Origin of the sequence: Modestobacter muralis (genome assembly GCF_010682105.1) — a bacterium.
GTDB lineage: Bacteria > Actinomycetota > Actinomycetes > Mycobacteriales > Geodermatophilaceae > Modestobacter > Modestobacter muralis.
This window is the reverse complement of sequence record NZ_JAAGWH010000026.1, coordinates 17167-27073: the sequence shown is the minus strand read 5'-3', so window position 1 is coordinate 27073 and position 9907 is coordinate 17167. Positions and strand designations below refer to the sequence as shown.

The following is a 9907-nucleotide window of genomic DNA, read 5'->3' as shown; positions in this document are numbered from 1 at the left end:
GGCCACCGCGACGGCGGTGGTGTCCGAGCCGCCGCGGCCCAGGGTGGTGACGTCCTTGGTGTCCTGGCTGACGCCCTGGAAGCCGGCGACGATGACGATCGAGCCCTCGTCCAGCGCGCTGCGCAGCCGGCCCGGCGTGACGTCGATGATCCGCGCCTTGCCGTGGCTGGAGGTGGTGATCACCCCGGCCTGGGAGCCGGTGAAGGAGCGCGCCTCGTAGCCGTGCACGGAGATCGCGATGGCCAGCAGCGCCATCGAGATCCGCTCGCCGGCGGTGAGCAGCATGTCCAGCTCGCGACCCGGAGGGTCGGCGGTGATCTGGCTCGCCTGGTCGAGGAGCTCGTCGGTGGTGTCGCCCATGGCGGAGACGACGACGACCACGTCGTCGCCGTTCTTCTTCGCCTCGACGACCCGCTCCGCGACGCGCTTGACACGCTCGGGGCTGGCGACGGAGGAACCGCCGTACTTCTGCACGACCAGGGCCACGGCCCCAGGCTACCGGCGCGGACCAGCCCGTCCCACCAGCGGCGGTCCCGCGCTCACCTGGTGGGACGCCGTCCGGGCCCGTGCGGGTGAGACGCCGTTCCCCTGCGGGCGCCGACACGGTTGGATCACCGCGTGACCGACCCCGAGGACTGGCTGCTGACCGGTGCCGAACGCGACAACCCGGACACCGTCATCCCCGCGTGGACGGCCGGGAACCTCGCCGAGCCGCTGGTGCACGGCGCGGCCTACTTCGACCGACTGGTCACCGCGGTGCAGGGCCTCGAGTCCGGCGACCACCTGTTCTTCACCGACTGGCGCGGCGACCCCGACGAGCGGCTGCGCGACGACGGCCCGACCGTGGGCGAGCTGTTCGCCGACGCCGCTCGCCGCGGCGTGGTGGTCCGCGGGCTGCTCTGGCGCTCGCACTGGGACGGGCTCAGCTTCAGCAAGGAGGAGAACGCCTCCCTGGACGCCGCGATCGAGGAGGCCGGCGGCGTCGTCGTCCTCGACGAGCGGGTGCGCCGGATGGGCAGCCACCACCAGAAGTTCGTCGTCCTGCGGCACGTCGGCCGGCCCGAGCGCGACGTCGCCTTCGCCGGTGGGATCGACCTGTGCCACTCCCGCCGGGACGACGGCGAGCACCTCGGCGACCCGCAGCCGCAGTCGATGTCCTCGGCCTACGGGGAGCGGCCGCCCTGGCACGACGTCCAGCTGCAGCTGCGCGGGCCGGCCGTGGGGGTGCTGGACACCGTGTTCCGCGAGCGCTGGGACGACCCCACCAGCCCGGACTCGGAGAACCCGGTCGCCTGGGTGCACGACAAGATCCTCGCGCTGCGCGGGAAGTCGCACATGGACCCGACGCCGCTGCCCGACCAGCCCCCGCCGCCACCGGAGTGCGGGCCGCACGCGGTGCAGACGCTGCGCACCTACCCCAAGGTCTGGCCGGCCTTCGACTTCGCGACCCAGGGCGAGCGGTCGGTGGCCCGCGGGTACTCGAAGGCGATCCGCCGGGCCCGCCGGCTGGTCTACCTGGAGGACCAGTACCTGTGGTCGCGGGAGGTGGCCGAGCTGTTCGCCACGGCGCTGCGGGACAACCCCGCCCTGCAGCTGGTCGTCGTGGTGCCGCGGGTGCCCGACCAGGAGGGTGCGGTCTCCGAGCGCCCCCAGTACGTGGGCCGCCAGCAGGCGCTGGACACCGTGCTCGCGGCCGGCCCGGGCCGGGTGCACGTGTTCGACCCGGAGAACCACGACGGGACGCCGGTCTACGTGCACGCCAAGGTCTGCGTGGTCGACGACGTCTGGGTCAGCGTGGGCAGCGACAACTTCAACCGGCGGTCCTGGACCCACGACAGCGAGCTGTCCAGCGCCGTCCTGGACACGACCCCTGACGAGCGCGAGCCCCGCGACCCGGCCGGGCACGGGGACGCCGCCCGGCGCCTCGCCCGTGACCTGCGGCTGGAGCTGGCCCGGGAGCACCTGGACCGGGCGACCGACGGCTCGGAGGACGCCGACCTGCTGGACCCCGACGACTTCGTCGCCGCCGTCGAGGCCTCGGCCGCCGCGCTGCAGGCCTGGTACGACGGCGGGCAGGTGGGCCCCCGGCCGCCGGGCCGGCTGCTCCCGCACCGCAACGCGGAACTGTCCTTCGCCACCCGGCTCTGGGCGACCCCGCTCTACCGGCTGGTCGACGACCCCGACGGCCGCCCGCTCCGGCTGCGGCGCTCCGGCGGGTTCTGACCGCTCAGTCGCGGGGCGGCTCGCCGGCGAGGGCATCGAGCAGCGCGTCGAGCCGCTCGTCGTCGGCGTAGGCGAGGTCGGTGAGGTCGGCCTCCTGGAAGCCGTGGGTCTCCACGTGCTCGCTGAACCGCATCATGGCCCCGGGTCCGAAGGTCGTGTCGACCTGGTCCTGCAGGTGCTGGACCGCCGGGTCGAGCCGGGCTGTGTCCATGGCCGCCTCGACCACCAGCCAGGCCCGCACCAGGCCGGCGTGCCGGCGATGCGGTGACTGGCGTTCGAAGCGGGCCAGCTGCTCCTCGAACTCCGGGTCGCCCGGGGCGTGGGCGGACCAGAAGAAGTCGCCGCTGTCGGGGTCGAGGTGCACCAGCGGGTCCGGGCAGGGGTGGTTCGTCGTCAGGTCCAGCGTGTCGTCCTCCAGCACGAAGCGGTGCGGCGTGCGGTCGATGCCCTCCAGCGCGGCGTCGAAGCTCGTCAGCAGCGCGTCGCGGGCGCGGGCAGCCTCCGCGCCGTCCGGCCACCCGGCCTGCAGCAGTCCCGCGTCGTGCGCCAGGGCGGCGGCCAGCTCCCCGGCGTCCAGGCGCAGCCGGTACGGCGGGTCGAGCGGGTCGCCGCGGTGGGCGCTGACCAGCCACTCCACCGGCGGGACGCCGGGCTCGCCGTCGTCCTGTCCGGGCGTCACGGGTCCGGTGACCACCGTCCCGGTCCGGCGCAGGTCGTCGAGGAACGCGGTCATGACCTGCTGGTCGCCGTCAGGGCTGCGCGGGGCGTCGTCCACGCAGGCGATGCTGGCGCAGCCCGGGCGCCGGTCGGTGTCGACACGCGCGTCCAGGGGCGCCGCTGCTACCGTGACCCGGTGCGCGGCCTCCTGCTTATCAGCCGCGGCGAGGCCCTCTCCTAGGTCGGCTCCCTCGCCGCGGTGATCGCGCGTCCCCGGACGCCAGCTGACCGCACCAGGAGCTGTTCGCAGCCCGCCAGAGGAGCCCCCCATGACCGAGTCCCACCCGCACGCCCGCAACCCCCAGCGCGCCTCGGCGATGCCGATCGGCAAGTACGCGCCGTTCACCCCCGTGCCGCTGCCGGACCGCACCTGGCCGGAGAAGACCACCACCGTCGCCCCGCGCTGGTGCGCGGTCGACCTGCGCGACGGCAACCAGGCGCTGATCGACCCGATGACGCCGGACCGCAAGCGCCGCATGTTCGAGCTGCTGGTGCGGATGGGCTACAAGGAGATCGAGGTCGGCTTCCCGGCGGCCAGCCAGACCGACTTCGACTTCATCCGGCTGCTGGTCGACGAGGACCTCATCCCCGACGACGTCACGGTCCAGGTGCTGACCCAGGCCCGCGACGAGCTGATCGAGCGCACCTTCGAGTCCCTGCGCGGGGCGAAGCAGGCGATCGTGCACCTGTACAACTCGACGTCCACGCTGCAGCGCCGGGTCGTGTTCGCCCAGGACCGCGCCGGCATCGTCGACATCGCCGTCCACGGCGCGCGGCTGGTGCGCAAGCTGGCCGAGCAGGCCGGCGACACCGAGATCCGCTACGAGTACTCCCCCGAGTCCTTCACCGGCACCGAGCTGGACTTCGCCGTCGAGGTCTGCAACGCCGTCACCGACGTGTGGGATCCGACACCGGACCGGCCGGTGATCCTGAACCTGCCGGCGACGGTGGAGATGGCCGAGCCGACCGTCTACGCCGACCAGATCGAGTACATGCACCGGCACCTGGCGCGCCGGGACTCCGTCGTCCTGTCCCTGCACCCGCACAACGACCGCGGCACCGCCGTGGCCGCGGCCGAGCTGGGCTACCGGGCGGGTGCCGACCGCATCGAGGGCTGCCTGTTCGGCAACGGCGAGCGCACCGGCAACGTCGACCTGGTGACCCTGGGCCTGAACCTGTTCAGCCAGGGCATCGACCCGCAGATCGACTTCTCCGACATCGACGAGATCCGCCGCACCGTCGAGCACTGCAACCAGCTGGGCGTGCACGAGCGGCACCCCTACGGCGGCGACCTGGTCTACACCGCGTTCTCCGGCAGCCACCAGGACGCCATCAACAAGGGCTTCGCCGCCATGAAGGTCGACGCCGAGGCCGCCGGGGTCGGTGTGGACGACATCCCGTGGGCCGTGCCGTACCTGCCGATCGACCCCAAGGACGTCGGCCGCAGCTACGAGGCCGTGATCCGGGTGAACAGCCAGTCCGGCAAGGGCGGCGTCGCCTACATCATGAAGACCGAGAACTCCCTGGACCTCCCGCGCCGGCTGCAGATCGAGTTCAGCGCCGTCGTCCAGCGGCACACGGAGAACGAGGGCGGCGAGGTGACCGCGGCTCAGATGTGGGCGGCGTTCTCCTCCGAGTACCTGCCCGACCCGGCCGCGCCGTGGGGCCGGTTCTCCCTCGCCGGGCACGAGCACACTGCCTCCGGCAACGGCCCGGACCAGCTCAGCGTCGAGCTGGTCGACCGCGGGGTGCCGGTGACCGTGACCGGCCACGGCAACGGGCCGATCGCGGCCTTCGTCGACGCGCTGCGCAGCGTGGACGTCGACGTGCGGGTCCTCGACTACGCCGAGCACGCCCTGGCCGCCGGCGGTGACGCCCGGGCGGCGTCCTACGTCGAGTGCGCCGTCGGCGAGCGGGTGCTGTGGGGCGTCGGGATCGACGAGAACATCCTGACCGCCTCGTTGCGCGCCATCGTCTCGGCCGTCAACCGCGCCGAGCGCTGACGGGTCGGCCCCGGTGCAGGCGCCCGCGGCGAACGTGCGCGCCGTGGGGGCACCGGGGCCGCCCCCTGCCGGACCGGGTCGGCCGGCACCGGCTCAGGCCGTGCCGGCCACCACCGCGGCCGCGACCGCGTCGACGGTCCGCGTCAGCTCGTCCCAGGAGCGTGCTCGACGCATCGGCCAGCACCACCACCACCCGCCCGTCGGGGAGGACTCCCGCGGAGTGCAGCTGACGCCGGTCCGCGACGCAGCACATCCAGCCCTGCTCGACCGCCGTCCCCGGCACCGCACCCCCGGCCAGCAGGCCGAAGCGCTGGTCGAACCCGTCGCTGGCCAGCGGGGCCGCCGCGCGCATCCACCCCAGCACCGGGGCCGCCCCGGGGGCGTCCGGGTCCTCGGCCAGCGTGGCCAGGAAGCGGGCCAGGTCGGTCGCGGTGGTCGTCGACTCGCCCCACTGCCCGACCCGGTCCGGGGCCGCGGTGCCGGTCAGCCCGAAGCTCGCCGCAGCGGTCGCGACGAGGTCCGCCCCGTCGTAGGCGTCCCACAGCAGGTTCATCGCAGGGTCGTCGGAGACGGTGACCGCCCGTTCCAGCAGCCCGCCGTCCGCCGGCCCGAGCCCGAGCACGCCGACGGCCTGGCGGGCCAGCACCTGCTGGACGACGAGCAGCTCGACCAGGGACGCGGTGTAGACCGGTCGGTCCGCCGCCGCGGTCGCCAGCACGGTCCGGCCGGCCGCGTCGACCACCACCACCCGGCCCCGCCGCCACGAGCTCAGCCCTCGGCGACCTCAGTCGCGGCCAGCCAGTCGTTCTCGACCTGCTCCTTCTCCGCCTGCACCGCCCGCAGCTGGGCGTCCAGCTCCGCGGACCGGGCGAAGTCGGTGGCCGCGTCGGCCAGCTGCTGGTGCAGCTTCTTCTCGTCGCCGTCCAGCTTGAGCATCCGCCGCTCCAGCCGGGAGACCTCCTTGCGGGCCGCCCGCGCGTCGGCGGCACTGACCACCGGCGCCGATGAGCTGCCCACCGCCGCGGTGGAGGCCCCGGGCAGCGTCGCCTCACCGGCGGCACGACGCCGCAGGTACTCCTCGACCCCGCCGGGCAGTGCCGCCAGGGACCCGTTGCCCATCAGCGCCACGACCGAGTCGCAGACCCGGTCGACGAAGTACCGGTCGTGGCTGACCACCAGCACCGTGCCGGGGAACCCGTCGAGCAGGTCCTCCAGCGCGGTGAGGGTGTCGATGTCCAGGTCGTTGGTCGGCTCGTCGAGGATCAGCACGTTCGGCTCGCCCATCAGCAGCCGGAGCAGCTGCAGCCGCCGCCGCTCACCACCGGAGAGGTCGCCGACCGGCGTCCACTGACGGTTGGCGGCGAAGCCGAAGCGCTCGGCCAACGTGGACGCGGAGATCTCCTGGTTGCCGATGCGGGCGATCCGGGCGACGTCCTGCACGGCCTCGAGCACCCGCTGCTTCGGGTTCAGCTCGGTGACGTGCTGGGACAGGTACGCCGCGGACACCGTCTGGCCCACGACGATGTCGCCGGAGTCGGGCTGCGTCTCCCCGACCAGCATCTTCAGCAGCGAGGTCTTGCCCGCGCCGTTGACGCCGACGATGCCGATCCGGTCACCTGGACCCACGTGCCAGGTCAGGTCGCGGAACAGCGTCCGCTCCGCCGGGGGGTTCGGGTCCGCAGGACCGGCCGGGTCGTCGCGGTCGTCGACCGGGCCCCGGCCGCGGACGGTGAAGGTGACGCCCTCGACGTCGTACACGGTCTTGCCCAGCCGCTTGGCGGCGAAGTTGGCCAGCGACATCTTGTCCCGGGCCGGCGGCTCGTCGGCGATCAGCGCCTGCGCGGCATCGATCCGGAACTTCGGCTTGCTGGTGCGGGCCGGCGGGCCACGGCGCAGCCAGGCCAGCTCCTTGCGCACCAGGTTCATCCGGCGGTCCTCGACCACCGAGGAGATCCGTGCCCGCTCGGCCCGGGCCAGCGTGTAGGCGGAGTAACCACCCTCGTAGGCGTGCACCTGGCCGTCGGCGACCTCCCACGTGGTCGTCGAGACCTCGTCGAGGAACCACCGGTCGTGGGTGACGACCACCAGCCCGCCGGCGCGGGCCCGTACGTAGCCGGCCAGCCAGGCGACGCCCTCGACGTCGAGGTGGTTGGTGGGCTCGTCGAGCACCAGCAGGTCCAGCGGGCGGATCAGCTGCGCGGCCAGTGCGACGCGGCGCCGCTCGCCACCGGACATCGGCGCGACCGGGGAGTCCAGGCCCATCCGGTCCAGCTCGAGCCCGGTGAGCACCGAGCGGACGGCGGGGTCGGCGGCCCACTCGTGCTCGTGGGCGAACCGGGACGTGGGGAGGACGACGTCACGCACCGTGGTGCCGGCGGGCAGGGTGCCGGTCTGGTCCAGCACGCCCATGGCGAGGTCGCCGCGGCGGGTGACCCGGCCGGAGTCGGGCTCCTGGGTGCCGGTGAGCACGCCCAGCAGGGTGGACTTCCCGCCACCGTTGCGACCCACCACGCCGATCCGTTCACCGGCGGCGATGCCCAGGGAGACGTCGTCGAGGATGACGGTCGTGCCGTGTGCCTTGTGCACCCGCTCGATGTTGACCAGGTTCAGCGGAGCGCTCATCACCTCCATCCTCCCTCATGGTGCGGACGCCCGGCACAGCGACCCGTGGGCCCCGCCCGCCCCGCGCGCACCACCGGGCCCGCCCGTCACGTACTTGTTCGTTCCGCGGCGCGACACGCCCGGGAACCCAGACCGGACCAGCGAGTCCGGGAGCAACATCTCGCCTCGATCCCGCCGATCGACGGCGGAAGACGACCAGAGGTGTCGCCATGTTCCGCTCCACGTTGGCTGATCTCGTCAAGCCGAACGCCACTCGCACGGCAAGTCTGACGATGGGCCTGGTGGCACTGTCCGCCGCTGTGGCGCCCGCCGCCCTGGCCGAGGAGGCACCGGCCACCGACCTCCCCACCTCGACCACCGAGGCGACGACCGCGGACGCCGCGCTGACGCTCCTCCCCCCGGTGACCCAGACGGTCGACGCCACCGGTGCGCACTTCGGCACCGGAAAGCTCGTCCCCTCGCTCACCGCCGTCGACGGCGCACCGGCCGGCCAGGTGATCGACTCCACCGGCGCGGAGGTGACGGTGCACTTCACCCACCTCGACGGCGTCGACGCCGACGTGACCGGCACCTGCATCGTCACCGGCAGCGACTGGTGCGACCTGACCGCGGGCAGCCCTCTCCCGGCCTCGAACACGCCGCTGGGGATGCAGGCCGTCCTGCCCGCCAACTCGACCTTCACCCTCACGCTGACCGGCGCACCGGACAGCGGGCAGGTGCTGCTCGCCGGCGCGCCCCCGGTGGCCGGCTACACCGACACGACCGCCTCGGCAAACCCGAACCCCTTCGGACCAGGCCCGACGACGGTGCCCCTCCCCGCGCACGGCGCCTACCGCACCCTCGCCGTCCAGCTGAACGGACCGGGACCGCTGGCCGGGAACACGTTCGCGCTCGCCACGCCTCTCGACGCCCCGTCCGACGCCGACCTCGACGACGTCGAGCTCGCGGTGACGCCGGCCGTCCCGGCCACCATCACCGCCCTCACCGACGCCTCGGGCCGGGCGACCTTCCCGGGCTCCTACCTGCCGGGCGACTACCAGGTCCTCCAGACCGGCGCCCCGGCCGGCGGCACGGTCGACCCGACCGAACGGACGCTGACCGTCGCGGCCGTCACCACCGTCGCGGCGCGCGACGAGGTCGCCCTGCTGCAGATCGGTGACCCGGTGACTCCGCCGGCTCCGACCCCGCAGCCCTCGACCGTCCCGGTCGCGGTGCCCCCGGCCCCGGCCCCGGCCCCGGCTCCGGCCCCGGCCGCCCCGGCCACCTCGACGCCGACCGCACCCCGCGTCGACGTCGCGAAGCCGACCCTGGTGGCGGGTGCGCAGCAGACGATCTCGCTGGGCGGCTTCCTGCCGTTCGAGGTCGTCCACGGCGTCCTGCACTCGACCCCGGTCGACCTCGGCACCGTGACCGCCGACGCGGACGGCGTGGCCACCTTCGTCTTCACGGTGCCCGCGGGCTTCGAGGTCGGCGTCCACACCGTGTCGATGACCGGGGCCACCGGCACCCTCGTCGAGGCGACCTTCACCGTCACCGCCGCGACAGCCGGACCGGGGCTGGCCTACACAGGCGTGGACGTCCTCCCGGTCGCCGGTCTGGGCGGTGGGCTGCTCCTGGTGGGTGGCGCGGCACTGCTGCTCCTCCGCCGCCGCCGCGCGGCATGACGACGCCCGGCGCCAGGACCCCGCCGGCGGGCTTCTGGTGCGCCCGTCACCCGGCGCCGGACGGCGGTCGCACCCTGGTGGGTGTGGCCGGGACCTCCTTCCCCGACGGCACCGTCGTCGAGCTGCCCGGCCCGGCGGTCCGCCCGGCGGGCTGGCAGTTCGAGGCGCACGCCACGACTCCCGGCCGACCGCCGTCCCGGGTGGTGGTGTCCGCGGACGCCGCGGCCGGGGCCCCGCACCTGTGGGTGGTGTTGATGCAGGCCGCCGACGGCAGCGGGACCGACCTGGTCGCCTTCTCCACCCCCACCCGGCCCGACGGCACGGTCGTCGGGCCGGGCGAGGTCCCCGCGCTCGGCGTGCGCTGGGGTGAGCAGTCGGGCGCCGTCCGCTGGTCGCCGTCCACCGGGGTGGTCAGCCAGGTCTACGTGGCGCCGGCACACCGCCGCCGCCGGGTGGCCACCAAGTTGCTGCTGATGGCCGGCGGGGTGCAGGGGCTGACCGGGACGGCGCGGCTGCGCGGCGACGGCCGGCTCACCGACCTCGGCGACGCCTGGCTGAGCCGGCAGCCGGACTGGTGGCGACAGCGGGTGCCCACCCGGACCGAGCACCTACCGCCGATGACCCCGCCCAGCGACACCGCCGGCGTCCCGCTGCGCAACCTGGAGCCGGACGCCTGAC

8 protein-coding genes are annotated in these 9907 nt (G+C 74.3%); 4 read left to right on the top strand and 4 right to left on the bottom strand.

Annotated elements, in window-relative coordinates; all coding sequences use genetic code 11:
• The coding region (locus tag GCU67_RS10390) for an amino acid kinase family protein (protein ID WP_476738950.1) at positions 1-486 on the bottom strand (486 nt) is incomplete at its 3' end.
• Between the two features lie 132 nt (positions 487-618).
• Between GCU67_RS10390 and GCU67_RS10385 the strand changes: the two genes are divergently transcribed.
• On the top strand, positions 619-2223 hold the full coding sequence (locus GCU67_RS10385) for a phospholipase D-like domain-containing protein (protein WP_163611151.1): 1605 nt from the start codon (positions 619-621) through the stop codon (positions 2221-2223).
• Between the two features lie 4 nt (positions 2224-2227).
• On the opposite strand, the gene GCU67_RS10380 is transcribed toward GCU67_RS10385, so the two are convergent.
• Positions 2228-2998 carry a hypothetical protein gene (locus GCU67_RS10380; RefSeq protein ID WP_163611150.1) on the bottom strand — a complete coding sequence of 257 codons (771 nt, stop codon included), beginning with the start codon at positions 2996-2998 and terminating at the stop codon, positions 2228-2230.
• Positions 2999-3209: 211 nt separating this feature from the next.
• Here GCU67_RS10380 and leuA point away from each other — a divergent pair, with 211 nt between their 5' ends.
• A complete protein-coding gene (leuA, locus tag GCU67_RS10375) occupies positions 3210-4943 on the top strand; it encodes a 2-isopropylmalate synthase (RefSeq protein WP_163611149.1) in 1734 nt (577 codons plus the stop codon).
• Here leuA and GCU67_RS10370 read toward each other — a convergent pair.
• Both GCU67_RS10370 and GCU67_RS10365 read right to left on the bottom strand, forming a co-directional pair.
• Positions 4924-5685, bottom strand: a complete 762-nt coding sequence (locus GCU67_RS10370; protein ID WP_163611148.1) for a serine hydrolase — start codon at positions 5683-5685, stop codon at positions 4924-4926. The genes leuA and GCU67_RS10370 overlap by 20 nt on opposite strands.
• A 26-nt stretch (positions 5686-5711) precedes the next feature.
• A complete protein-coding gene (locus tag GCU67_RS10365) occupies positions 5712-7565 on the bottom strand; it encodes an ABC-F family ATP-binding cassette domain-containing protein (RefSeq protein WP_163611147.1) in 1854 nt (617 codons plus the stop codon).
• Between the two features lie 281 nt (positions 7566-7846).
• Between GCU67_RS10365 and GCU67_RS10360 the strand changes: the two genes are divergently transcribed.
• Both GCU67_RS10360 and GCU67_RS10355 read left to right on the top strand, forming a co-directional pair.
• The gene (locus tag GCU67_RS10360) at positions 7847-9229 is read left to right on the top strand and encodes a hypothetical protein (RefSeq protein ID WP_163611146.1); all 1383 of its coding nucleotides are present in this window, start codon (positions 7847-7849) and stop codon (positions 9227-9229) included.
• 83 nt (positions 9230-9312) lie between these two features.
• Positions 9313-9906, top strand: coding sequence for a hypothetical protein (locus GCU67_RS10355; protein ID WP_163611145.1), 594 nt, complete (start codon positions 9313-9315; stop codon positions 9904-9906).
• Position 9907 lies beyond the last annotated feature (1 nt).